The following is a 23,260-nucleotide window of genomic DNA, read 5'->3' as shown; positions in this document are numbered from 1 at the left end:
CATTTAAGGCTGTTCATGACTTCCAACACTCCCTCCGGCATGGTCAGGGTACGCGGCGCCCGGGAACACAACCTGAAGAATGTCGATGTCGATATCCCGCGGGATGCCTTGGTGGTGTTCACCGGGGTGTCCGGTTCGGGGAAGTCGTCGCTGGCGTTCTCGACCCTCTACGCCGAGGCGCAACGACGTTATTTTGAATCCGTTGCGCCGTATGCGCGGCGCCTGATCGATCAGGTCGGGGTGCCGGACGTCGATTCCATTGAAGGATTGCCGCCCGCCGTTGCCTTGCAGCAACAGCGGGGCACGCCGAGCACGCGTTCCTCGGTGGGCAGCGTGACGACGTTGTCGAGCCTGATCCGCATGCTGTACTCCCGGGCCGGCAGCTACCCGCCAGGGCAGCCGATGTTGTATGCCGAGGACTTTTCGCCAAACACGCCCCAGGGCGCGTGCCCCGAATGTCATGGTTTGGGGCGAGTGTATGAAGTCACCGAAGCCTTGATGGTCCCGGACCCGAGCCTGACCATTCGCCAGCGCGCGGTCGCGTCCTGGCCCACGGCGTGGCAGGGACAGAACCTGCGCGACATCCTTGTCACGATGGGTTACGACGTCGACAAACCCTGGCGTGAACTGCCAAAAAAACTACGGGACTGGATTCTCTTTACCGAAGAAACGCCGACGGTCCCGGTGTATGCCGGGCTCACCCCGCAAGAAACCAAAGTCGCCCTGCAACGCAAAATGGAACCGAGTTACCAAGGCACATTCACCGGTGCCCGGCGCTACATCCTGCACACTTTCAGCCATTCCCAAAGCGCGCTGATGAAAAAGCGTGTCGCGCAATTCATGCTGGGCAGCCCGTGCCCGTCATGTGACGGCAAACGCCTCAAGCGCGAGGCACTGTCGGTGACGTTTGCCGGTTACGACATCGGCGAGCTGTCGCAGATGCCGTTGCTGCAATTGGCGCAGGTGCTCAAACCCGTGGCGGCTCACAGTTACCTCGATCAGGCCGATGAGGCGGGCGAGGTGCTGACCCACGATCAGACCCGCGAGGCTCGCGAGCAACGGGTGGCCCACGGCGCCAGTGGCCACGCCAACGCGCCCGATGTACGCCACACGCCCAACCTGTCGGTGGAGAAACGCCTGGCCGCGCAACGTATCGCCCAGGATCTGCTCGAGCGGGTCAGCACGCTCACCGATCTGGGGCTCGGTTACCTCGCGCTGGAACGCAGCACGCCAACGTTGTCGTCCGGCGAGTTGCAGCGTCTGCGCCTGGCGACTCAACTGGGCTCGCAGTTGTTTGGCGTGATCTACGTACTGGATGAACCCTCGGCCGGTTTGCACCCGGCGGATGGCGAGGCGCTGTTCGAAGCCTTGCAACGCCTGAAAGCCGCTGGCAACACCTTGTTTGTGGTCGAACACGACCTGGAGACCATGCGTCGCGCCGACTGGCTGATCGACGTCGGCCCGGCGGCTGGCGAGCATGGCGGCCAGATCCTGTACAGCGGGCCGCCACCGGGGCTGGCGGACGTCAAGGACTCGCAGACCCGCGCTTATCTGTTCGCCGAGCACGTCGTCGAACCCCGAGCCCGGCGCCAGGCAACCGATTGGCTGCGGCTGGAAGGCATCACGCGCAACAACCTGAACAACCTCAGCGCCGAGTTTCCGTTGGGTTGTTTCACCGCGGTGACCGGCGTCTCGGGTTCCGGTAAATCGAGCCTGGTCAGCCAGGCGCTGCTGGAACTGGTGGGCGCCCATCTCGGGCGGGCGACCAGTGACAGTGAGGCAGAAACGCTGAGCCTGGAGGACGATGCACCGCAAGTCAGTGGCGGCCAGGTCACGGCGGGGCTGGAATCGATCAAGCGTCTGGTGCAAGTCGATCAGAAACCCATCGGTCGTACGCCGCGCTCGAACCTCGCGACCTACACCGGGCTGTTCGACAGCGTGCGCAAATTGTACGCCGCGACGCCCCAGGCACAGGCCGAGGGCTACGACGCCGGCCAGTTCTCGTTCAACGTTGCCAAGGGCCGCTGCCCGACGTGCGAAGGCGAAGGCTTTGTCAGTGTTGAATTGCTGTTTATGCCAAGCGTCTACGCGCCATGCCCGACCTGTCACGGTGCGCGCTACAACCCCGAGACCCTGGCGGTCACCTGGCAAGGTTTGAGCATCGCCCAGGTGCTGCAACTGACCGTGGATGAAGCGGTCGAGGTGTTCGCCGACCAAGCGGGGATCCGCCGCTCGCTGGAGGTGTTGCGCGATATCGGCCTGGGTTACTTGCGCCTCGGGCAGCCGGCGACAGAGTTGTCGGGCGGTGAAGCCCAGCGCATCAAACTGGCCACCGAGCTGCAACGCAACCAGCGCGGTGCGACGCTGTACGTGCTCGACGAACCTACGACCGGTTTGCACCCAAGGGATGTCGATCGCTTGCTTGAACAGTTGAATACGCTGGTGATGGCGGGGCACACGGTGATCGTCGTCGAACATGAAATGCGCGTGGTCGCGCAAAGTGACTGGGTGATTGATATCGGGCCGGGGGCGGGGGATCAGGGCGGCAGGATTGTGGTGGCGGGGACGCCGGAGAAAGTCGCCAAAAGCAAAAAGAGCCGGACGGCGGCGTTTTTGGCCAGAACCCTGGGGTGAATCAAAAGATCGCAGCCTTCGGCAGCTCCTACACGCGATCCCCTGTAGGAGCTGCCGCAGGTTGCGATCTTTTGATCTTCAGCCACCGTCGAGCGTGCGCCGAACCTTGTCCAGCAGTTCATTGATCTGAAACGGTTTGATCAGCATTTCCATGCGATCCCCCAGAAACACCTGGCGGTTGATCGCGGTTTCGGCATAACCGGTCATGAACAGGATCGGCAATCCTTCACGCCAGCCCCGTGCCACATCGGCCAGCTCGCGGCCGCTCATGCGCGGGAGTCCGACGTCGGTCAGCAACAGGTCGATGGACGCGTCGTTCTGCAAGCGTTCGAGGGCGCCTTCGATGTCGCCCACTTGCGTACAACGGTAACCGGCATCCACCAGCACCTCGGCGACGAACATACGCACCGACGGCATGTCCTCGACGATCAACACATGCTCGCCGGCGCCCTGAGGGTCCACGTTCGCCGGCGCGACGTCGCTGGCCGTCGGGTCGGAACTGGCCGGCAGCATGATGGTGACTTCCGTGCCGCGCCGGGCGACGCTGCGGATGTGCGCGTCGCCACCCGATTGCCGGGCGAACCCGTAGATGGTCGATAACCCCAGCCCGGTGCCCTGGCCCAATGGTTTGGTGGTGAAAAACGGGTCGAACACTTTGTCGATCACGCTGTGTTCAATACCCGTCCCGTCATCCCGTACCGACAACGCGACGTACGCACCATCGGCCAGGTTCGGATCGCCGTGGGAATAGGCGGCATACGTGCTGACCCAGATGTTGCCGCCTAGGGGCAAGGCATCCCGCGCGTTGATCACCAGATTGAGCATGGCACTTTCGAGTTGAATGGGGTCGACCAGGGCGATGGCGGGTTTGGAGGTCAGTTCCAGTCTCAGAGCAACCCGTTCGCCGATGGTGCGCACCAGCAATTCTTCAAGCGAGCGCACGTGTTCGTTGATGTCCACGGGCCGGGTGTCGAGCGGCTGTTGGCGAGCGAAGGCCAACAGGCGATGGGTCAGGGCCGCTGCACTGGTGGCCGAATTCAGGGCGGCTTCGGCGTAAAACTGGACCTTGTCAGTGCGTGAGGCGGCGACACGTTTCTGGATCAGTTCCAGGCTGGTGATGATCCCGGTCAGCAAATTGTTGAAGTCGTGGGCGATGCCCCCGGTCAGCTTGCCCAGCGCATCCATCTTCTGCACTTGCAGCAGCTGGGCCTCGGTGCGTGCGCGCTCGGCGACTTCCTTGGCCAACTGGGTCGTGGCATCGTCCAGCCGGGCCAGGTGCGAGCGTTCGCGGTGACGGTGCTCGGTGACATCCTCGACGAACACCAGGCTGGATTCCGGCGTGCGGTAAGGCGAAATCTGCCATTCGGTTTCCCTAACCTCGCCCTGGACCCGCATGCTCAAGGTGCCTTTCCAGCGCTCGCCATACGCCAGCCGCAGGCGCAGTTCATCGATGACCGCGCCCTGGTCTTCGGCAAAGCACTCGCGCAAGGTGTCGGGGTTCAGATTGTCCTGTATCAGCTGCGCGAAGGCATGGTTGCACTCGTGCACCTTCAGCTCGGCGTCCAGCACTGCAATCGGCGCCGACACATTGACAAAAATTTCGCGAAACCGTGCTTCGCTTTCACGCAGGGCATTTTCGGTGTCACGGACCCGCAACAGGGTGCGCAGCGTCGCCAACAGTACGTCTGGGTCCACGGGGTGGATCAGGTACGCGTCCGCGCCGGCGTTGAGGCCAGTGATGATGTCGCCGGTCTGGATCGAGGCCGCTGACACGTGAATCACCGGGAGCAGTGCGGTGGCGGTTTCGGCGCGCAGTTTGCGCACGATGTCGAAACCGCTCATGTCCGGCAGGTTGACGTCGAGGATCAGCGCGTCAAATGTGACGCTGTCGATCAGCTCCAGGCCCTCGGCGCCGGTGCCGGCCTCGAGCACCGCATAGCCATGACCCTCCAGGCGCCGCCGAAGGGCGTAGCGGGTGGCGACATTGTCATCGACGATCAGCAAACGGATGTCACGTTTCATCGGCGGGTTCCAAGGCAATGGCCAGCGGGATGATCACGAAAAACATCGAGCCCACGCCCGGCGTACTCTGGACCCCGACTTCGCCACCCAGCAACGCCGCAAAGCGCTTGCACAGTGACAATCCGAGTCCGGTTCCGCGCAGGCGTTTTTGCAACGGCGAATCGACCTGGGAAAAGTCCTCGAACAATGCGCCATGTAGCTCCGGGGCGATACCTATTCCGGTATCGCTGACGGCGAAGCGTACATGGTCAGTGCCCTCCAGCCGTGCCGAGACACGGACTTCGCCCCGCGTGGTGAACTTCAGCGAGTTGGAAATGAAGTTGCGCAGGATCTGCGCAAGTTTCTTGTCATCGGTGTACAGCCGCGGCAGGCCGACCGGTTCTTCGAAAATCAGGTCCACGGCGCTGGCATCGACGATCGGCCGGAACATGCCCCTCAGGGCGGCAAACAAGTCGAACATGTCGAACCAGGCCGGCGAAATGGTGATGCGCCCGGCTTCGATCTTCGCCAGGTCCAGCAGGTCGTCGACCATATCGCTCAGTTCGCGGGCTGCGTTGCTGACGAACGCCACCTGTTTATGCTGCTCGTCGCTCAAGGGGCCGTCGAGCTCATCGGTCAGCAGGCTGGCGATGCTCAGGATAGAGCCCAGCGGCGTACGAAACTCATGGCTCATGTAGGACAGGAAACGGCTTTTGAGGTCCGAGGCCTGACGCAACTGTTCGGCCTGGTTGTCGAGTTCGGCGTACAGCGCCAGGACGCCCTGGTTGGTCTCCTCCAGTTCCTCGCGCAGGGCATCGGCTTCGCTTTGCAACTGCGCGACCCGTGCAGCGTGTTCGTCACCAAGACGCTCAGCCATGGGCTGTCTCCAGAGCAATGACCAACACCGTGACATCGTCCCGTCCGCGGCAGAAATCGCGGTGCAGAATGGCGGCAATCACGGCGGGATGGCGGTGCACCAGCCCCGGGTAATCCTGCAGGTTCCAACGGGACTGCAGGCCGTCGCTGTACATGATCAATAGTTGTCCGTTCACTTGAGCATAGTCAAAGGGTTGCGCCTTTCGATACTGTCCGCCGACGATGCCGGGGTGTGACGCCAGGCCACGGGATTTGTCCGGGGCGATGAGGCAGCCGCCAATGTTGCCGATGCCGACGAATTTCAGGGCGTTGGCATCGCCGTCGTACTGCGCGATGGCCAGGGCGCCGCCGCGCGTACCGAGCATGGCGCCATGAATATCCTCCAGCAGCAGCACCGGCGATGTGAACGGGGCGAAGGCAAAGGTTTTTTCCCCGGCGCGGGCAGCGCGCTCGGCTTCTTCGCCATGACCGAGACCATCGATCACCAACGCGCTGATGCGTGGCCCGTCAAACGCCAGGTGCCAGACATCACCGCAGGCGGGGTCGTTGTGCAGCGAGTGCTGGCTGATGCCAACGCGGCGGTCCGGCGCCCTGTCGTGACGCGGATACAACCGCGTCAGCAGCACAGCGCCCCGTGCGTCGGCGTACACATCGAACACTTCGGCCTGGCGCGACACGGCGCCCAGCCCGATACCCTGAGTGCCACGGGTGGAAAACCCGTCGGCCAGGCACGCCTGTACATCGAAGCCCAGCCCGCGGTCGATGGCGAGCATTTCGATGCCCGCGCCTGAAGTCCGCGGCAACACCCTCAGGTGCAGTTCGCCCCGGGTAGCGTGCTTGAGAATATTGCTGGCGAGTTCGGTGGCGACCAGCGCCACACGTCCGGCATCCGTGGCGTCAAAGCCGTGTTTTTCCGCGAGTTGTTGGGCTGTGCGCCTGGCGTAGCCGACCTGGCTGCTGTCTTCGATCGGCAGCACTTGCGTCATTGAACCGCCGATATTCATGTCCATCGGGTGATCGTTATGCGAGTGCCTTTGCCAGGCGTGGTATCGAGTTCGAATTCTTCCACCAGCCGTTTGGCGCCGGTCAGGCCGAGCCCGAGACCGCTGCCGGAGGTCCAGCCATCGGTCATCGCCAGTTTGATGTCGGGAATGCCCGGGCCTTCATCGCGAAAGACCAGGCGCACGCCAGTGCGCGCGTTTTCGTCGAGAATTTGCCAGTCCATGTCGCCGCCACCGCCATAGACCATAGTGTTGCGCGCCAGCTCGCTGACGGCCGTGACCAGTTTGGTCAGGTCGATCAGGCGCATCCCGCATTCCTGGGCAAGCTTGCGCGTCAACTGACGGGCCAGTACCACGTCTTGCTCAATGTTAATCGGATGAGTGCCGCTACTGCGCACGGTCATTGCTGGCGTACTCGATCCTGAAGCAGTTTCATTCCGCGCTCGACGTTCAGCGCGGTACTGACGTCGGGCAATGTCAGGCCCAGCTCCACCAGGGTGATGGCGACGGCGGGTTGCATGCCCACCAGCACGGTCTGGGCGTCCATGATTTTCGACAGGCCGGAAATGGTTCCGATCATCCGGCCGATGAACGAATCCACCATGTCCAGCGCCGAGATATCGATCAACACGCCGCGAGCAGAGGTCCGGCTGATGCGCTCGGACAAGTCGTCCTGGAGTGTCAGGGCCAACTGGTCATGCATGTCGACCTGAATGGTCACCAGCAGGAAGTCGCCCATTTGCAAAATCGGAATACGCTCCATCGGCTCAGTCCGCCTTGCTGACAGTGATTCCCAGACGGGTCAGGGCCAATTTCAAGGCGTCGGCCAGGTTGGCTTTGGTGACTACGCCTTGCAGGTCGAGCCCCAGGTGCACGATGGTTTGCGCGATCTGCGGACGCACACCGCTGATGATGCAATCGGCACCCATCAGGCGAATGGCGGTCACGGTCTTGAGCAGGTGTTGAGCGACTAACGTATCGACGGTCGGCACGCCCGTGATGTCGATAATGGCGATTTCCGAACCGGTGTCGACGATCCGTTGCAGCAGCGACTCCATCACCACCTGGGTCCGTTGCGAGTCGAGGGTGCCGATCATCGGCAGCGCCAGCACGCCATCCCAGAGCTTGACCACCGGGGTCGACAGCTCCAGCAGTTCTTCCTGCTGACGCTTGATCACCGCCTCGCGGGATTTCTGGAAGGTGCGGATGGTGTGCATGCCCAGGGCATCGAGCAGCTCTGAGGCTTCCCAGAGTTGTTCGGCCAGCAGTGCCGGATTGTCCTGGTAGTGGTTCTGCAGCAGCGCAAACAGCGGGCCTTTCAATGCGAAGATGAAACTGGCGGTCTGCTGCGAATCCTGGCCGAGTAGCGCGCGGCTATGGGAGAGCTTTTCCAGAAACTGGCGCGTTTCGTCCCAACCGGTGGCGGCTACATTCTGGCCGTTGCCTTTTTCCAGTCCAGAGACGATCAAGTGCAAAAATTCAGATGTCTGCTGCTGCAGGTCATGCTCTTTGATGTTGCGCGTGGCACCACTGGCCTCGAGGCTGCCGATCCATTCGGAAAGCAGTTGCGTCTGGTTTTTTTTGATCGCGTCGAGTGTGGTGGTTTGCAGTGCTGCCATGTGCCTTGACTCCCTGGAAGTGTGCGGCGATTCCCCAAAAATTGACCGGCGCATGTCAGTGACATTTGCCGAATGAAATAGTTGTTCCCCCGCCATGATTTTTTCCTGTGGTGCAAGAATAGTAGGAGCTGCCGAAGGCTGCGATCTTTTGACTTTGCTTTAAAGAGAGCAGATCAAAAGATCGCAGTGTAGGAGCTGCCGCAGGCTGCGATCTTTTGACTTTGCTTTTAAAGGCGCAGATCAAAAGATCGCAGCCTTCGGCAGCTCCTACAGTGGCTGCGATTGGGTTTTGTTTTCGGCGCGAAGATCAAAAGATCGTGTGATCCATTCGATGGAACGTTGTCTGCTGGCAGGTTTCAAAACGCTAAGGCCATGCAGTGACGAACGAGGTACCTATGAACGATCAAGTTGATCCTGACGACGCGGAAACCGCCGAACCCAGCAGTGCGGATAAAGCCGTTGACCAGAAGAATGTCCACACCGACAACGACAACGAGTTCAGTCCGGGTTTCAAACCCCATCCGGACCGTCCTGAACCCGGTGACGAGACGGATGCCGACATTGACACCGACGGCGGCTAGCGCCCATGCAATAAAAAAGACCGCATCGATGAATGCGGTCTTTTTTGATGTCAGATTGCGTTACTTGCTCGGATGCGCCGCTTGCAGTTGTTTCGCCATATCCAGATGTTTTTCCAGCGCTGGCAACATTTTTTGCGCGAAGCCTTTCAGCTCGGTGGCGCCTTTGACTTTATCGTCCGTCACGGTGTTCGCTTCTTTCTTGAACAGCTCGATGGTTTCTTCGTGGGCCTTGACCTGGTTGTTGGCGTAGGCCGCGTCGAAGGATTCATCGCGCATGTCGAGGATTTTTTCCTTGGCTTGCTTCACCAGCGTCGTACTGTCCGGCACTTTGATGTCGTTCTTTTTCGCCAGCGCCGCCAGCTCATCGTTGGCCTTGGAATGGTCGGTGATCATCATGTTGGCGAATGCCTTAACGTCCGCCGACTTGCTTTTTTCCAGCGCCAGTTTGCTGGCTTCGACCTCGGCGATGCCGCCTGCGGCTGCGTTATCAACGAAGTCATTGGAAGTGGCAGCGCAGGCCATGCCCATGCTAGTGCTCAACGCGACAGCCAAAGCGAGGTGGCGCAAGGTAAATCCGTCCATTGGTTTTTCTCCACACAGTTTTTCATGGGCGATCGAGTGATCGTTAATCAGTGGAGGCCGATGGGCGGACAAAGGTTTTATCGCGTTTGCGGCAGGACGACGAACGGGCACCGCTGGTCCGATAGGCGGTCGACAGAACCGGCTAACCAAGGCCATCCTGATAGTTGGTGAGCGCAATCGATCGCGCTTGCTGCCGATCAACAATGGAGGTGTTCCATGCCGGTGCCACACGATCTTTATCAGGATTTGAAACTTTCAAAGGAAGATGTCCAGCAAAAACGCACCACGGATCCATTACTGGATTCGCTGATCAACAAGTATTCGCAAGCGGATGCCGAAGTGGTGAAGGCCGAGCAAGCCAAATCCAGCGATGACGCCGTGAGGAAGCTCAAGGAGACGCGTTTGCTGGTCAAGGACAAGATCGTCAAACAACTCCAGACGCACTCGTGAGCCACCGACGACCGGTGGCTGAAAAATTGGAACGGCAATAAATCCCGGCACCTCGAATGATTAGAGTCCGAATCTACGGCTCCATGCGAGGTGCCTTCATGAATGATCCAAAATTCCCAAGCGAAGAGCAGGGCGGCTACGACCCGATCCCGACCCATCCAGAGCCGTTGAGCCCTGGAAGAACGACCATCCATCCCGAAGATGAGCCCGGCATCGACGAACTGCCGGACAACGAAGGTGCCATCCCGCTGGACGAGGATCTCTCCACCGCCATGCATCCCGAACGGGTGCTGGAAGAAACCGACAACGCGGTGCGCGATGGCGAGATGGATCCCCGGTAATCACCTGCCCTGTAGCAGCTGGCGAAGCCTGCGTTCGGCTGCGCAGCAGTCGTAAATCCGGATACTTCGGTATATCTGATACACCTCAGTACCTGATTTTACGACTGCTGCGCAGCCGAACGCAGGCTTCGCCAGCTGCTACAGGTTCATTGTGATTGGTTGTTTAATGCCTTACTCAACGGCAATCGCGCCATGTGATCCGCCTTCAACGACCCGAAATACAACCAATCGCCATATTCGCGAACGGTGGTGATCGGCGAGTAGTTATCGCTGCTGCCGTCCTGCAGGTTCGCAATCACCTTGCCCTCCAGGTCCAGTCCCAGCGCAAACCCGCGCTTTTCCACCGGTTTGGGCAGCACGGTCATTGCCCGCACGATCATTTTGCGCACAAACGGGTGCGGTGCGGTGGCGTCGAGCAATGCGTTACGCGGTGCATAAAGGGCCACCCAAAAACGGTCGCGACCATTGAATGCCAGGTTGTCCGGCAACCCCGGCAAGTTATCGATAAACACATCATGGGTGCCCGCTTTCGGCCCGCTCAGCCAATAGCGGCTGATGCGATAAGCACCGGTTTCGTTGACCAGCACAAAGGCGTCATCCGGTCCCAGGGTCACGCCGTTGGCAAACTCCAGTTTATCCAGCAGCAGCGTGGTCTTGCCGGTCTGGAAGTCATACCGCAGCAAGCGGCCGTCGCCACCATGCTCCAGGATGGCCTCGCCGTCCTTGCCATAGCCGAAGCGACTGGAAGCATCACTGAAGTAGGCGTAATGCCCGGATTTGTCGATGGCCACATCGTCGGTGAAACCGAAGGGCACACCGTTGGCCGCCGTGGTCAACGGTATCAACTGGCCTTGGGCATCCAGCGACAGCAAACCTTTGACCCCATCGGCGATCACCAGCAAACCATTGGGGTGGCGGGCCAGGCCCAACGGCCGGCCGCCGGTATCGGCCAGCACTTTAGTGACCTTGCCGTCGAGGCTGGTGCGAATCAAGCGGCCATCATGCAGGCCGGTAATGAGAGTGCTGTCTTCCAGCAACAGCGCTTCCGGCCCGTCGATCTTCAGCACACCGACAGGCTCCAGGCCTTTTAGGCGCTGATTGTCGGCATAGATTCCGCTGGTGAGAGAGGGCGCCGGTTGCGGTGTCCAGGCCACCGGTTGCACCTTGGTCGGCATCAGCAACAGGAACGCGCCGATGGCCACGAGCACCAGCAGCACCACATGCCGAAATTTTACGGGTCGACTCACGCGGTGACTCCTGCCGGGGCCAGGTTTTTTTGCGCCATCTCACGCAATGCCAGCATCGACGCAGCCGATTCATGGTCGATCCGCCGTTTGAGCAGCAGTTGGTTGGCGATGCGCATCGCCAGGCCGCTGAACTGATATTCCAGGGTGCGGACAAACCGCGTGCCGTTGCCCTCGGCCTCGCACTCGTAAGTCACGACCAATGACAGGCCATTGTCGCCCAGCGCCCGGGCGCTCCAGCGGCGTCCCGGCAGGTACTCGTCGACCACCCAACTCAAATGCCCGTCACGCCCGCCCGCCCGAATGTCTTCTTCGAATCGCGCGCCCGCGTGCAGCGGTCCACGCGGCCCCTCGACCTTGAGCGACGACGGATGCCACTGCGGCCAGAGCGTCACCGCGCTGGCGTAGGCCAGCACGTCAATCGGATTTCCGGCAATGTCGATCTGATGCTGCATGCGGGTCATGGCGATTCTCGTCGGGTGTGGGGAGAGCTGCTCCGGTTCCCAGTACAGGGTGCCGAACAGGTAGTCCATCAGCGGAAAAACGATGTTGAAATTGCGCTCCTGCATCAGCTCGCGTCGGTGATGCAGCTCATGCAGGCGGCGCATCTGGCGAATCCACGGCAGGCGGGTCAGCGGATTCGCGGGGGGCAGGTGCTCGCAGGCATGGAACACTTCATAGGTCAGGTAACCGAGGACCAGACACCCGCCCACCAACCCGGCGACGTTGGCATCGAACTGCTCCAGCAACCACCACAGGGGCAGGGTAATTACCAGGGTGTGCAGCATGATCAGCCACGCCGGAAACAGAATCACCCGCCAGTCGCGAGCGCTGTCGTAAGTCATGTGTCCCGGAGCAAAAAAGCTGTGATGGTCGCCGGCATGTCGGGCATAAAACAGTCGGGCGAAGCTCTTTTTGTGGTGCCCCAGGTGCCGATGAACGCTGTACACGCCGAAGTTGAAAAACAACAAGGCCAGGGGCACCGCCGCCCACTCCAGCGGCTTGACCTGATGCACGGTGCTCCAGAACCCGGCGATGGCCAGCAGCCCGAACAGCAGCACAAACGAGCCGTGCAGCCATGGGTTATAGAACGGATGAATGCTTGCGCGGTAACGGGCGCGAAATGATTCGGTGGTCTGCCTCACTGCAATCACCTGTGTTTTATTGTTATCTCCAGCAGATTAGCCGATCCCGGCGGTTTGTCTGGCCGAACCTTCACGGCACAACTGCCATGGTTCGGTGCAAACGGCACTTGGGTAGGTAATGTTGTTCGGTGATTTGATTTGATTGATGCGGTGTGGGTTCGGTTGGGTTGGGTTGGGTTGGGTACATATCCGTTTCTGCGGTAACGGCTGCTGGCGGTTTCGCTTTTACAGCGAGTCCCTTTTTCAAACGCCAAAAAGGAACCAAATGTATGGTCAGCCCATCTTCTGCCACCCAGTACTGATGAACGGTAAATCGAGCTTGCGCTAATGTATTCGGGCTCAGTGTGAGCACGGATAGCGCTCGGCCCTTGATGAGTAGTCGCTCCTGCCTGTCCTTTAGAAAGGCTTCAGCCTCCGAAGCTTTTTTGGTTCTCAGGTTTTCAGCCAGGATGTCTGCCGTTTATCGTCATCAGCTACTGACGTCGCAAAAGCCAGGGGTGAAGCGTACGGATCAAGCCTGGAGATGTGAGTTGTAGGTGCCGCCCTTGGTTAATAACACCCAGACGATTCTGGCCATTTTGTTCGCCAGGGCACAGGCCACTTTGTTCAGAGGCTTGCGGGCGAGTAAGTTTTTGGCCCACATACCGAGGGCGTCGGTTCGGTGATCGACTCGGTACAAAACGGTGTGAGCGCCCTGTACAAGCAGGCTTCTTAGGTATTTATCGCCCCGTTTGCTGATGCCGAGGAGGACAGTTTCGCCACCTGTTGAATACTGTCTCGGCACCAACCCCAACGATGCGGCGAAGTCGCGGGACGATTTGAAAACCGAAGCGTCGCCGACATCGGCCACCAGAGCGCTAGCGATGAGGGGGCCGATGCCGGGGATGCTTTGCAGGCGTTGGCCGGCGTCGTTTTGGGCGAGGTTTTGCTTGATCTCGACATCAAGTTTTTTGATCTCGCCAGTCAGCTGCCGAATATCTTCAAGCATGCGCTCAATGGCGTTTATCAAACGAATGGGAAGTTCACGGCTTTGCATCAGGCCCGAGACCCGATCAAGGGCGGCGTATCCGACGGGAAAGATGACGCCGAACTCCAGGAGAAATCCATGCACTTGATTGATGACGGCGGTGCGTCGACTTACCAAGGACTTGCGCAGTCGGTGCTCAGTGCACAGCACCTGCTGTTCTACGGTTTTGACTTGGACCGAACGGGTTCTAGGACGCGAGGCCGCTTCACAAATGGCCTCGGCATCAATGAAATCGTTTTTGTTGCCGGTGACATAGGCCTTCACATGTTGCGGGGCGATCAACTGTACTTGATGGCCTTGCTCCTTGATTTTCCGGGCAAGCCACTGAGATCCGCCGCAGGACTCCATGGCAATTTTGCAGGTCGAAATCTGCGCTAGATAGGGGAGTAATTGGTTGCGGTTGAGTTTTTTACGCAGCACCTGATGGCCTCTGGCGTCCTAGCCATGCAGGTGGAAAGTGTTCTTGCCGATGTCGATACCCAAAAGCGTCACGGTATTCACGAGAGATCCTCCTTCGGTAAAGAGAGCGCCCCGGCAAGTTTAGACTCGCCGAGGCTCTCACCGGGCTGACCATCTCATTAAGGCTTTGCCCCTCCATTCGGTGCCTCGCTAGGGCTCGGCATGCCCTCACTCCGGCATTGCTCCGGGGGCCCGCCGCTATCGGCCATCCATGGCCGGGGGCGGCTACCGCGGCATCCTTGCCGCGGTGCCCCCTGCGCAACGCCTGCGTTCGGCCTCTGGGAAAGGGGCAACAGATCAAGATCAAAAGATCGCAGCCTGCGGCAGCTCCTACAGGGATCGCATTCCACTGTAGGAGCTGCCGCAGGCTGCGATCTTTTGATCTTGATGTGATCGTTTCCACGCAGAGTGGAACGATCAAACATCGACGTACGGCTTTTGCTTTTCACCACTCAAGGCCGAGCGTTAGCTCGCCTGTAGCTCTTGATCTTGACGCACCGCCCCCTCGAGAGGCCGAGTGGAGGTTCTGCGCAGTGGGCAACCCGGCATGGATGCCGGGTTAGCCGCCCCCGGCCATGGATGGCCGATGGCGGCGGGCCCACGGAGCAGGACCGGAGCGAGGGCATGCCGAGCCACAGCGAGGCACCGAACGAAAGGGGCAGAAGCGCTTGGTTACTTGGCGCTTTTCCAAGTGACTCGCTGTAAAAGCGAAACCAATATCAGCCATCACCAAAAAACGGATATGCCCCCTAAAAACCCCATCAAGTAACCAGCACTCAGGTCAGAGGATTCCAACGTTGCGACCAATCTTCATCAGACCTGATAACTTCGCGCAACAAATCAAAGGCCCGTTGCAGAGTCGCCGAATCACGGTCTCGGGAATAAACCAGGTAGGTTGGATAGCTGAACTCGGGGGCTCTGGGCACAGCCTCCAACACCCCGCTCTCCAGATAACTCTGAACCACGCGAGTGCGGAAGTAGCCGCTGCCACCGTTTTCCAGGATGTACTGCAAGCCCAGCGGGCCGAGGTTGAAACTCAAGGCGGCCTTGGCCTTTTCCGGCAGCGCGGCATCGTGCTGGCGACGGAAGTCCGGGCCCCAGTCGATGTACACGTAAGGATCAGGCCGGCCGGCCAGTCGCACGAGGACCAGTTTTTCCTCCAGCACCTGCTCGACCTGCAGGCGCGGCCAGTACTCCGGCTGATAGACCAGCGCCGCATCCAGCACCCCCAGCTCCAATTGGCGCAACAGGTTTTCGCCGTCGCGAATCTCCATGCGCAGCGCGTGACTGGGGATCTTCTCGCGCAACTCGCCGGCCCAACTGAGCATCAGCGGGTTGCACAGACTGACCTCGCCACCGATGTGCAGCACGTCGTGGTAACCCTCGGGCAACGGCAAGTCCCGGCGCGCAGCTTCCCAGGTCTGCACCAACTGATTGGCATACACCACAAAGGCCTCGCCATTCGGCGTCAGGCGAGCGCCGGCGCGGTTGCGCACGAACAGCGTGCTACCCAATTGGCTCTCGAGTTTCTGCACGCGGGCGGTGATCGCGGTCTGGGTGACGTGGAGCTTTTCAGCGGCGGCGGCCAGGCTGCCGTGGCGGACGATTTCCAGAAAGGTGCGGGCGAGGTCAATGTCCATGGGGCGGCCGTTGTTGGAAGTGCAGGCATTGTAAGAGCAGGCTTCGCCAACGGATACCTGCTGGCCGAGTCATGTAGCAGCTGGCGAAGCCTGCGTTCGGCTGCGAAGCAGTCGTGAATCCGGCTATCTCGGTGTGCCTGATACATCTCAGTGTCCGATTTTACGGCTGCTTCGCAGCCGAACGCAGCCTTCGGCAGCTGCTACACCAACCGAACGCAGGCTGCTACAGGTGGTGTTCAGTCAAGCGGACTACAGAGGCACTACACTGCAACCGTCTATTGCCCAACGGACCCACCCATGACGGCCAAACCCGCTGCAAACCTCCTGGACACCGTCGAAGGCCAGCGTCTGGTCGGGTGCGAGGCCGGGGCCTGGCGCGAATGGGGGCCTTACCTGAGTGAGCGCCAGTGGGGCACGGTGCGCGAGGACTACAGCGCCGATGGCGACGCCTGGCGTTATTTCCCTCACGATCACGCCCGTAGCCGGGCTTACCGCTGGGGCGAAGACGGGCTCGCCGGGTTTTCCGACAAGGCCCAGCATTGGTGCCTCGGACTGGGCTTATGGAACGAGCGCGACCCGATTCTCAAGGAACGCCTGTTCGGCCTGAACAACGCCGAGGGCAATCACGGCGAAGACGTCAAAGAGCTGTACTTCTACGTGGATGGCGTGCCGAGCCATGCCTACATGCGCATGCTCTACAAATACCCTCAGGCCGAATTTCCCTATGCTGACCTGATTGCTGAAAACGCCCGTCGGGGCCTGGCGGATACCGAGTACGAAATCCTCGACACCGGCGTGTTCGACGACGACCGTTATTTCGACGTGACGGTGGAATACGCCAAACACGCGCCGGACGATATCTTCATGCGCGTGACGCTGCACAATCGCTGCGACCAACCCGCGCGCTTGCATGTATTGCCACACCTGTGGGCGCGCAACACCTGGAGTTGGGTGGCTGAGGGGCAAAAGCCGAGCCTGACGCTCGATGGCGATCAGGTGCTGGCCCGACACCCGCAAGTGGCCGACCGGCAGGCCACTGCCTGGGGCGAGGATGTCTGCGAATGGCTGCTCTGCGAAAACCAGAGCAACTTTCCCAAGCTCGATGGTGTGGCCGCGCAAGGTCCGTTCAAGGACGGGATCAACGACTTTCTGGTCGATGGCATCAACGACGCGATCCGCCGTGATGGAGGAACCCGGGTGGCGGCGCATTTCGCACTGACCTTCGAGGGTGGTCGAAGCCGCAGCGTCTATATGCGGTTCGCTCCGGCAGGCGCCGCCCGAGTCAATGCCAAGGGCCTGTTTGAACGGCGTCGTAGCGAAGCCGATGCCTTCTACGCCACGTTGCAAAGCGCGATCAGCAATCCGGACGCGCGCAACGTTCAACGTCAGGCCCTGGCGGGATTGCTCTGGTCGAAACAGCTGTATTACTTCGACGTCAATCAGTGGCTCGACGGCGACCCGACGCAACCGAAGCCGCCGCCCGAGCGGTTGCACATCCGCAATACGCATTGGCGGCACCTGTCGAATGTGGACATCGTCTCTATGCCCGACACATGGGAATATCCGTGGTACGCGTCATGGGACCTGGGCTTCCAGGCCGTGGCGTTCGCGCTGATTGATCCCGAGTTCGCCAAGCATCAATTGTTGCTGCTGGTCAAAGACCGCTTCATGCACCCTAACGGTCAACTGCCGGCCTATGAATGGCGCTTTGACGACGCCAACCCGCCGGTTCACGCGTGGGCCAGTTGGCGGGTGTATCAACAGGACAAGGCGCTGACCGGGGTAGGGGACATGGACTTCCTCGAGCGGATTTTCCATAAGCTGCTGCTGAATTTTTCCTGGTGGGTCAACCGCAAGGACGCCGAGGGCCGTAACGTGTTTCAGGGCGGTTTCCTTGGTCTGGACAACATCGCGTTGTTCGACCGCTCGGCGATCTTGCCACCCGGCTACCAACTCGATCAGGCCGATGGCACGGCGTGGGTGGCCGCCTATGCGCTGGACATGATGCGCATCGCCCTCGAATTGGCCAAGCGCAACAATGTGTACGTCGACATCGCGGTGAAGTTTTTCGAGCACTTCCTCTACATCGCCGGGGCCATCAATCGGGTCGACTCCGAGGCCGAAGGTTTATGGGACGAACAGGACCGGTTTTTCTACGACGTGCTACACCGTCCCGACGGCGAGAACGAGCCGCTGCGCTTGCGTTCGATTGTCGGCCTGATGCCGCTGTTCGCCGTGCAGGTGCTGGAACAGCACGAGCACGAGGGGCTGCCGGGGCTGCGTGAGCGCTTGTTCGGCTTCATGCGCCATCGACCGGACCTCGCCAGCCTGGTCTCGCGCTGGACCGAGCCGGGCGAAGGCAACCGGATGCTGCTGGCACTGTTGCGCGGCGAGCGCACCAAAGACCTGCTCAACCGCATGCTCGACGAAGACGAGTTCCTCAGTGAATTCGGCATTCGCTCACTGTCCAAAGCCTTCGCCGAGTTGCCTTTCGGCCTGCAAATCAATGGCGACAAACTCTGCGCCCGCTACGAGCCGGCGGAGTCGGAATCGCGGCTGTATGGCGGCAATTCCAATTGGCGCGGGCCGGTGTGGATGCCGATCAATTACATGTTGATCGAATCCTTGCGCGAATTTCACCGGTATTACGATCAGAACTTCTCCGTGGAATACCCCACGGGATCCGGGTTTTATGCCTCGCTGGAAGAGGTTGCCGACAGCCTGAGCCAACGGCTGAGCCGATTGTTTTTGCGCGACGAAGAGGGCAATCGTCCCTCGATGGCGGCGTATCCGCAATTGCAGGCCGACCCGTCCAGCCGCGACCTGGTGTTGTTCCATGAATATTTCCATGGGGAAACCGGGCGAGGCTTGGGGGCCAGTCATCAGACGGGTTGGACCGCGCTGGTGGCGCTGTTGTTACAGCCTTGATCGCGGATTTGCAGAGATTTTTGCCTGACGCAGATTAAATGTGGGAGCGAGCCTGCTCGCGAAGGCGGTGTGCCAGGCAAGAATATTGTCGACTGACGCTACCCTTCGCGAGCAGGCTCGCTCCCACATTGGATTGTGGGTGCTGGCGAGATCATCGTTAAAACGCAAAACACGAACAACCAAACGCCCCCCAAAATCCCTGAAAGTCGCTGACCGGCGCCGAAGACAATCGCGCCCGTTCATGGCTGTGCGCATGTACCGCACACGCCCCGACACACTGGTGAACCTGCGCCGTCATTGGCGCCAACGGTTTCCAGTGTCCCGGCACTCTGGCCACCGGTGACCATTCGGGCACCACGGGAATCGGCGGTGGGCCGAGCTTTTCGAACTCGACGCTGCCGTAGACGATCTTGCCGTCGACAATTGTCAGCACCGATTCGATCGATTTGATCGCTTCGTCCTCGATGTGGAAGTAGTCCGCCGACAGTGCGATCAAGTCCGCCAGTTGCCCGACCTTGATCTGGCCTTTCTTGCCTTGCTCGGAAGAAAACCAGGCGCTGCCGTGGGTAAAGAGTTCGAGCGCTGTGTCGCGGCTCAAGCCTTGCGGGTAGAGCTCCAGACCGCCGACGGTCCGGCCGCTGACCAGCCAGAAGAGCGAGGTCCAGGGGTTGTAGCTGGAGACTCGCGTGGCATCGGTGCCGGCGCCAACGGGAATTCCCTCGGCGAGCATGCGCGCGATTGGGGGTGTGTGCTCGGCAGCCTTGGCTCCGTAGCGGTCGACGAAGTATTCACCCTGGAATGCCATGCGGTCCTGGATCGCAATTCCGCCACCCAAGGCTTTTACCCGTTCAATGTTCTGCGGCGTGATCGTTTCCGCGTGATCGAAGAACCACGGCAAGCCATTGAACGGGATGTCGCGATTGACCCTCTCGAATACATCGAGCATGCGGCTGATGGATTCGTTGTACGTGGCGTGCAGGCGGAACGGCCAGCGTTGCTCCACCAAATGGCGGACCACCGGTTCCAGTTCCTGCTCCATGGTCTGCGGCAGGTCGGGTCGTGGCTCGAGGAAATCTTCGAAATCGGCTGCCGAGAACACCAGCATTTCCCCGGCACCGTTGTGCCGCAGGAAGTCGTCGCCCTGTCCGTAATGGGAGGTGCTGGTCCAGTTTTTGAAATCGCTCAGTTCTTCCTTGGGTTTCTGCGTGAACAGGTTGTAAGCGATACGCACCGTGAGCTGTCGGTCTTTGGCCAGTTGCTGGATGACTTGATAGTCGTCCGGGTAATTCTGATAACCGCCGCCCGCGTCGATGGCGCTGGTGAGACCGAGGCGATTGAGCTCACGCATGAACTGGCGGGTCGAATTGACCTGATATTCCAACGGCAGCTTCGGCCCCTTGGCCAGGGTCGAGTAGAGAATCATCGCGTTAGGGCGAGCGATCAGCATACCGGTGGGGTCGCCATTGGCGTCGCGCTGAATCTCGCCGCCCGGCGGGTTCGGCGTGTCGCGGGTATAACCCACGACCTTCAACGCCGCACGGTTGAGCAGGGCGCGGTCGTAGAGGTGCAGGACGAAGACCGGCGTGTCAGGCGCGGCCTTGTTCAGTTCCTCGATGGTTGGCAGGCGTTTTTCGGCGAACTGGAATTCATTCCAGCCTCCGACCACCCGGACCCATTGTGGCGTGGGCGTGCGGTCGGCCTGATCCTTGAGCATGCGCAGGGCATCGACCAGTGACGGCACACCTTCCCAGCGCAGTTCAAGGTTGTAGTTCAAGCCGCCGCGGATCAGGTGCAAGTGCGAATCGTTGAGGCCGGGAATGACCGTGCGGCCATGCAGGTCGACGATCTGCGTGCCGGAGCCTTGCAGGGCCATGGCCTGGGCATCGCTGCCGACCACCACGAAGTGTCCGTCCTTGATCGCGACGGCACTGGCCTGGGGCTTTTTGCGATCGACGGTGTGCAGGCGTCCGTTGTACAGAATGAGGTCGGCCGGGGTATCGGGCATGGTTTTACTCCCTGCGAATAGCGGGCTGATCCAGGCACCAACGGCACCTGCCGAAAGGCCTTGCAGTATACGTCGGCGATTGAATCCGTCGTGGTCGTCAGGTGGGCTCATGGCAATGCTCTACGCAAAGTTTTCACGAAAGAAGCGAGGGCAGACAGCCGATGTCTGACGCATGCGGCCAGAAGGAATATAGTCCGCAAATCCACAGGCGACCGTTTTCCGAGGGTGAAAAACGACGAATCCCGCCACGAGGGGCGGGATTCGTTTTAAGCCAGGCGTGCTCCCGGAGGTCGGGAGCGGCGCGCTTAGGCCGGGAACAGCTCGGACAGTTTCATCGCCAGCATCATGTCGCCTTCAGCGCGCAGTTTGCCGCCCATGAACGCTTGCATGCCGTCAGTCGAACCGTCAACGATGCCTTCCAGGGTTTCGCCGTCCATCACCAGGGTGACCTGGGCGTCTGGGTTCTCGCCTTCTTTCAGCTCGCAGGTGCTGTCCTTGACGATCAGCGAAAAGTTCTTGGTGTCGTCGATGCGGAAACCGAAAACCAGGTCCAGACCGGCAGCAGCGGCTGGGTTGAACTTGGCTTTCATTGCTTGTACGGCATCAGCTACGGAGGTCATGGTTCGATCCTTTCTTGGGTAATTAGAGCTGGGTGATTACAGCCAGGGTCACAATAATCCGGACTCAGCGAAACGTGATGAGTTCCGGGTCTTTCAACAGTTGCAGATGCGCATGACTGTTGAAAGAAGCCAGTGCCACCTCGCGACCACGAAACTTCAGTTGGTTGAGCGAGGTGTTGACGATTTGCCAGTTCAGTTCGAATGCCTGCTTCGCCGGCATTTGCGTAATGAGGTGGAGCAGGGCAGTGATGGTGCCGCCGGAGGTGAATACGGCGATTTTCTGGGTGTTGTCGGCGCTGTCGAGAATCCGCTGCAGCCCGGCCTGAACCCGCGCGACAAAACCCAGCCAGCTTTCAAGGCCCGGCGTGTCATAGGTACCGGCCAGCCAGCGTTCGATGATCAGGGCGAAAATCCGCTGGAACTCGGCACGGTTTTGCGCCGCGTTGCGCAGGATGTCCAGGGCTTCGGGCTCGTCTTCGAGCATCGCCGGCAGCAGCGCGCGGATCACCGCATCGGCGTCGAATTCGTTGAAGGCGGAATCGATTTCCACCGTCGGCACCGGCAGCTCCACGGCGGCGAACTGTTCCAGCGTGCTATTGGCCGTGTGCTGCTGGCGGCGCAAATCTCCCGAGAAGCACCGATCGAAGCTGATACCCAGCCCGGCGAGGTGCTGGCCGAGGACTTCTGCCTGGCGAATACCGGTCGGCGACAGGACGTCATAGTCGTCTGCACCAAAGGAGGCTTGGCCATGTCGAATCAAGTAGATACTGCCCACGTCCGCGTCATCCCGGTACGTTGAAGGTTTGGCGAGGTTATGAGGATGACGGTGAGCTGTCAATGAAAAAACATACGCTTGTTTGAAATGCCTGTTGCAGGCGTGTTGCCGAAGGTTTCACGGCTGGCCGCCGGGCCGGAGCATGGGTATGCTGGAGGCGTCCGCGCATTTGTGCAGCGCATTGTTTAAAGGAGTCCCTGTGGAGTTTTTCACCGAGTACGCCAGTTTTCTGGCCAAGACCGTGACACTGGTGATCGCCATTCTGGTGGTCCTGGCCAGTTTCGCGGCGTTGCGCAGCAAAGGCCGACGCAAGTCGGCGGGTCAGTTGCAAGTCAGCAAACTCAATGATTTCTACAAAGGGCTGCGCGAGCGTCTGGAGCAAACCTTGCTCGACAAAGACCAGCTTAAGGCCTTGCGCAAGGTCGAAGCCAAATCCGAGAAAAAGCAAAAGAAGAAACCCGAAGCCAGGCCTCGTGTCTTCGTGCTGGATTTCGATGGCGACATCAAGGCCTCGGCCACTGAAAGCCTGCGCCACGAGATCACCGCGCTGCTGACCCTGGCGACGCCAAAGGATGAAGTGGTGCTGCGTCTGGAAAGCGGCGGCGGCATGGTCCACAGCTACGGCCTGGCGTCATCGCAACTGGCGCGCATCCGTGACGCCGGCGTACCGCTGACCATATGCATCGACAAGGTCGCGGCCAGTGGCGGCTACATGATGGCCTGCATCGGCGAGAAGATCATCAGTGCTCCGTTCGCCATCCTCGGCTCGATCGGCGTGGTGGCGCAATTGCCCAACGTCAATCGCCTTCTGAGGAAGCACGACATCGACTTTGAAGTCCTCACTGCGGGCGAATACAAACGCACCCTGACCGTGTTTGGCGAAAACACCGAAAAGGGCCGCGAGAAATTTCAGGAAGACCTGGACGTCACTCATCAGCTGTTCAAGAACTTCGTTTCCCGCTATCGCCCGCAACTGGCCATCGACGAAGTCGCTACCGGCGAAATCTGGCTCGGCGTCGCGGCGCTGGACAAACAACTGGTCGATGAACTCAAGACCAGCGATGAGTACCTCGCTGAACGGGCGAAGAAATCCGAGCTGTACCACTTGCACTACGCCGAACGCAAAAGCCTGCAGGAACGCATCGGAATGGCGGCAAGCAGTTCGGTTGACCGTGTGTTGACGACCTGGTGGAGCCGATTGACCCAGCAACGTTTCTGGTAATCGCAAGGGTTTCATCGTATTTAAAAATACCGGGACTGTCGTCTAATGCCGGTCCGTGTAGGAGCGAGCTTGCTCGCGATGGACTCAGGAGCGCCGCGTTTAACCAATAA

Annotated in this window: 19 protein-coding genes and 1 pseudogene; 6 read left to right on the top strand and 14 right to left on the bottom strand. The window is 60.1% G+C overall.

Going from position 1 to position 23,260, the window contains the following annotated elements; genetic code table 11:
- The first annotated feature begins 15 nt into the window (after positions 1 to 15).
- Positions 16 to 2,634: an excinuclease ABC subunit UvrA gene (gene uvrA / locus ACA052_RS16750; protein ID WP_497645865.1), complete on the top strand. Its 2,619-nt coding sequence runs from the start codon at positions 16 to 18 to the stop codon at positions 2,632 to 2,634.
- Positions 2,635 to 2,712: 78 nt separating this feature from the next.
- Here the strand turns inward: uvrA and ACA052_RS16745 are convergent, their stop codons facing one another.
- From ACA052_RS16745 to ACA052_RS16720, 6 genes are read right to left on the bottom strand one after another with little or no spacing between them, the layout of a single operon-like run.
- Positions 2,713 to 4,656 carry a PAS domain-containing hybrid sensor histidine kinase/response regulator gene (locus tag ACA052_RS16745; protein WP_497645864.1) on the bottom strand — a complete coding sequence of 648 codons (1,944 nt, stop codon included), beginning with the start codon at positions 4,654 to 4,656 and terminating at the stop codon, positions 2,713 to 2,715.
- Complete coding sequence (locus ACA052_RS16740) at positions 4,646 to 5,512, bottom strand: sensor histidine kinase (RefSeq protein ID WP_497645863.1); 867 nt, start codon at positions 5,510 to 5,512, stop codon at positions 4,646 to 4,648. Before ACA052_RS16740 ends, ACA052_RS16745 begins: the two co-directional genes overlap by 11 nt.
- Positions 5,505 to 6,515 (bottom strand): ATP-binding protein, encoded by a 1,011-nt coding sequence (locus tag ACA052_RS16735; protein WP_497650343.1) that lies wholly within the window; start codon positions 6,513 to 6,515, stop codon positions 5,505 to 5,507. Before ACA052_RS16735 ends, ACA052_RS16740 begins: the two co-directional genes overlap by 8 nt.
- Positions 6,512 to 6,916, bottom strand: coding sequence for an ATP-binding protein (locus tag ACA052_RS16730; protein ID WP_497645862.1), 405 nt, complete (start codon positions 6,914 to 6,916; stop codon positions 6,512 to 6,514). The genes ACA052_RS16735 and ACA052_RS16730 overlap by 4 nt, the downstream gene beginning before the upstream one ends.
- Entirely contained in the window at positions 6,913 to 7,275 is a 363-nt protein-coding gene (locus tag ACA052_RS16725) for an STAS domain-containing protein (RefSeq protein ID WP_497645861.1), read from the bottom strand. Before ACA052_RS16725 ends, ACA052_RS16730 begins: the two co-directional genes overlap by 4 nt.
- A 4-nt stretch (positions 7,276 to 7,279) precedes the next feature.
- Positions 7,280 to 8,131 (bottom strand): STAS domain-containing protein, encoded by an 852-nt coding sequence (locus ACA052_RS16720; RefSeq protein WP_497645860.1) that lies wholly within the window; start codon positions 8,129 to 8,131, stop codon positions 7,280 to 7,282.
- Between the two features lie 395 nt (positions 8,132 to 8,526).
- Here ACA052_RS16720 and ACA052_RS16715 point away from each other — a divergent pair, with 395 nt between their 5' ends.
- Positions 8,527 to 8,712, top strand: coding sequence for a hypothetical protein (locus ACA052_RS16715; protein WP_497645859.1), 186 nt, complete (start codon positions 8,527 to 8,529; stop codon positions 8,710 to 8,712).
- Positions 8,713 to 8,772: 60 nt separating this feature from the next.
- Here ACA052_RS16715 and ACA052_RS16710 read toward each other — a convergent pair whose 3' ends face one another.
- Complete coding sequence (locus ACA052_RS16710) at positions 8,773 to 9,294, bottom strand: DUF4142 domain-containing protein (RefSeq protein WP_497645858.1); 522 nt, start codon at positions 9,292 to 9,294, stop codon at positions 8,773 to 8,775.
- 216 nt (positions 9,295 to 9,510) lie between these two features.
- Here ACA052_RS16710 and ACA052_RS16705 point away from each other — a divergent pair, with 216 nt between their 5' ends.
- Positions 9,511 to 9,744, top strand: coding sequence for a DUF465 domain-containing protein (locus ACA052_RS16705; protein ID WP_497645857.1), 234 nt, complete (start codon positions 9,511 to 9,513; stop codon positions 9,742 to 9,744).
- Between the two features lie 98 nt (positions 9,745 to 9,842).
- Positions 9,843 to 10,085, top strand: coding sequence for a hypothetical protein (locus ACA052_RS16700; protein ID WP_497645856.1), 243 nt, complete (start codon positions 9,843 to 9,845; stop codon positions 10,083 to 10,085).
- A 146-nt stretch (positions 10,086 to 10,231) separates the two neighbouring features.
- On the opposite strand, the gene ACA052_RS16695 is transcribed toward ACA052_RS16700, so the two are convergent.
- The 4 genes and pseudogenes from ACA052_RS16695 to ACA052_RS16680 form a co-directional block, all read right to left on the bottom strand.
- Positions 10,232 to 11,332, bottom strand: coding sequence for an SMP-30/gluconolactonase/LRE family protein (locus ACA052_RS16695; protein WP_497645855.1), 1,101 nt, complete (start codon positions 11,330 to 11,332; stop codon positions 10,232 to 10,234).
- The gene (locus ACA052_RS16690) at positions 11,329 to 12,474 is read right to left on the bottom strand and encodes a sterol desaturase/SRPBCC family protein (protein ID WP_497645854.1); all 1,146 of its coding nucleotides are present in this window, start codon (positions 12,472 to 12,474) and stop codon (positions 11,329 to 11,331) included. The genes ACA052_RS16695 and ACA052_RS16690 overlap by 4 nt, the downstream gene beginning before the upstream one ends.
- A 511-nt stretch (positions 12,475 to 12,985) precedes the next feature.
- Positions 12,986 to 14,002: pseudogene (locus ACA052_RS16685) on the bottom strand (IS110 family RNA-guided transposase).
- Between the two features lie 734 nt (positions 14,003 to 14,736).
- Positions 14,737 to 15,600 (bottom strand): LysR family transcriptional regulator, encoded by an 864-nt coding sequence (locus tag ACA052_RS16680; RefSeq protein ID WP_497645853.1) that lies wholly within the window; start codon positions 15,598 to 15,600, stop codon positions 14,737 to 14,739.
- 297 nt (positions 15,601 to 15,897) lie between these two features.
- On the opposite strand from ACA052_RS16680, the gene ACA052_RS16675 reads away from it, so the two are divergent.
- The gene (locus ACA052_RS16675) at positions 15,898 to 18,528 is read left to right on the top strand and encodes an MGH1-like glycoside hydrolase domain-containing protein (protein ID WP_497645852.1); all 2,631 of its coding nucleotides are present in this window, start codon (positions 15,898 to 15,900) and stop codon (positions 18,526 to 18,528) included.
- 157 nt (positions 18,529 to 18,685) lie between these two features.
- On the opposite strand, the gene ACA052_RS16670 is transcribed toward ACA052_RS16675, so the two are convergent.
- From ACA052_RS16670 to ACA052_RS16660, 3 genes are all read right to left on the bottom strand, one after another.
- Positions 18,686 to 20,533 (bottom strand): amidohydrolase, encoded by a 1,848-nt coding sequence (locus ACA052_RS16670; protein WP_497645851.1) that lies wholly within the window; start codon positions 20,531 to 20,533, stop codon positions 18,686 to 18,688.
- A 305-nt stretch (positions 20,534 to 20,838) separates the two neighbouring features.
- Positions 20,839 to 21,153 carry an SCP2 sterol-binding domain-containing protein gene (locus ACA052_RS16665; protein WP_449643541.1) on the bottom strand — a complete coding sequence of 105 codons (315 nt, stop codon included), beginning with the start codon at positions 21,151 to 21,153 and terminating at the stop codon, positions 20,839 to 20,841.
- A 64-nt stretch (positions 21,154 to 21,217) separates the two neighbouring features.
- Positions 21,218 to 21,928: a histidine phosphatase family protein gene (locus ACA052_RS16660; RefSeq protein ID WP_497645850.1), complete on the bottom strand. Its 711-nt coding sequence runs from the start codon at positions 21,926 to 21,928 to the stop codon at positions 21,218 to 21,220.
- A 199-nt stretch (positions 21,929 to 22,127) separates the two neighbouring features.
- Between ACA052_RS16660 and sohB the strand changes: the two genes are divergently transcribed.
- On the top strand, positions 22,128 to 23,150 hold the full coding sequence (gene sohB / locus ACA052_RS16655) for a protease SohB (protein WP_497645849.1): 1,023 nt from the start codon (positions 22,128 to 22,130) through the stop codon (positions 23,148 to 23,150).
- Positions 23,151 to 23,260 lie beyond the last annotated feature (110 nt).

This window comes from Pseudomonas sp. LBUM1644, from assembly GCF_059716195.1.
Note: the sequence above shows the minus strand (reverse complement) of the source record. Positions and strands in the feature narration are given on the sequence as shown.

Excerpts from the sequence above, each read along its gene's own strand:
- uvrA (WP_497645865.1), top strand. The coding sequence starts at position 16 with ATGACTTCCAACACTCCCTCCGGCATGGTCAGGGTACGCGGCGCCCGG.
- ACA052_RS16745 (WP_497645864.1), bottom strand. The coding sequence starts at position 4,656 with ATGAAACGTGACATCCGTTTGCTGATCGTCGATGACAATGTCGCCACC.
- ACA052_RS16740 (WP_497645863.1), bottom strand. The coding sequence starts at position 5,512 with ATGGCTGAGCGTCTTGGTGACGAACACGCTGCACGGGTCGCGCAGTTG.
- ACA052_RS16735 (WP_497650343.1), bottom strand. The coding sequence starts at position 6,515 with ATGAATATCGGCGGTTCAATGACGCAAGTGCTGCCGATCGAAGACAGC.
- ACA052_RS16730 (WP_497645862.1), bottom strand. The coding sequence starts at position 6,916 with ATGACCGTGCGCAGTAGCGGCACTCATCCGATTAACATTGAGCAAGAC.
- ACA052_RS16725 (WP_497645861.1), bottom strand. The coding sequence starts at position 7,275 with ATGGAGCGTATTCCGATTTTGCAAATGGGCGACTTCCTGCTGGTGACC.
- ACA052_RS16720 (WP_497645860.1), bottom strand. The coding sequence starts at position 8,131 with ATGGCAGCACTGCAAACCACCACACTCGACGCGATCAAAAAAAACCAG.
- ACA052_RS16715 (WP_497645859.1), top strand. The coding sequence starts at position 8,527 with ATGAACGATCAAGTTGATCCTGACGACGCGGAAACCGCCGAACCCAGC.
- ACA052_RS16710 (WP_497645858.1), bottom strand. The coding sequence starts at position 9,294 with ATGGACGGATTTACCTTGCGCCACCTCGCTTTGGCTGTCGCGTTGAGC.
- ACA052_RS16705 (WP_497645857.1), top strand. The coding sequence starts at position 9,511 with ATGCCGGTGCCACACGATCTTTATCAGGATTTGAAACTTTCAAAGGAA.
- ACA052_RS16700 (WP_497645856.1), top strand. The coding sequence starts at position 9,843 with ATGAATGATCCAAAATTCCCAAGCGAAGAGCAGGGCGGCTACGACCCG.
- ACA052_RS16680 (WP_497645853.1), bottom strand. The coding sequence starts at position 15,600 with ATGGACATTGACCTCGCCCGCACCTTTCTGGAAATCGTCCGCCACGGC.
- ACA052_RS16675 (WP_497645852.1), top strand. The coding sequence starts at position 15,898 with ATGACGGCCAAACCCGCTGCAAACCTCCTGGACACCGTCGAAGGCCAG.
- ACA052_RS16670 (WP_497645851.1), bottom strand. The coding sequence starts at position 20,533 with ATGCCCGATACCCCGGCCGACCTCATTCTGTACAACGGACGCCTGCAC.
- ACA052_RS16665 (WP_449643541.1), bottom strand. The coding sequence starts at position 21,153 with ATGACCTCCGTAGCTGATGCCGTACAAGCAATGAAAGCCAAGTTCAAC.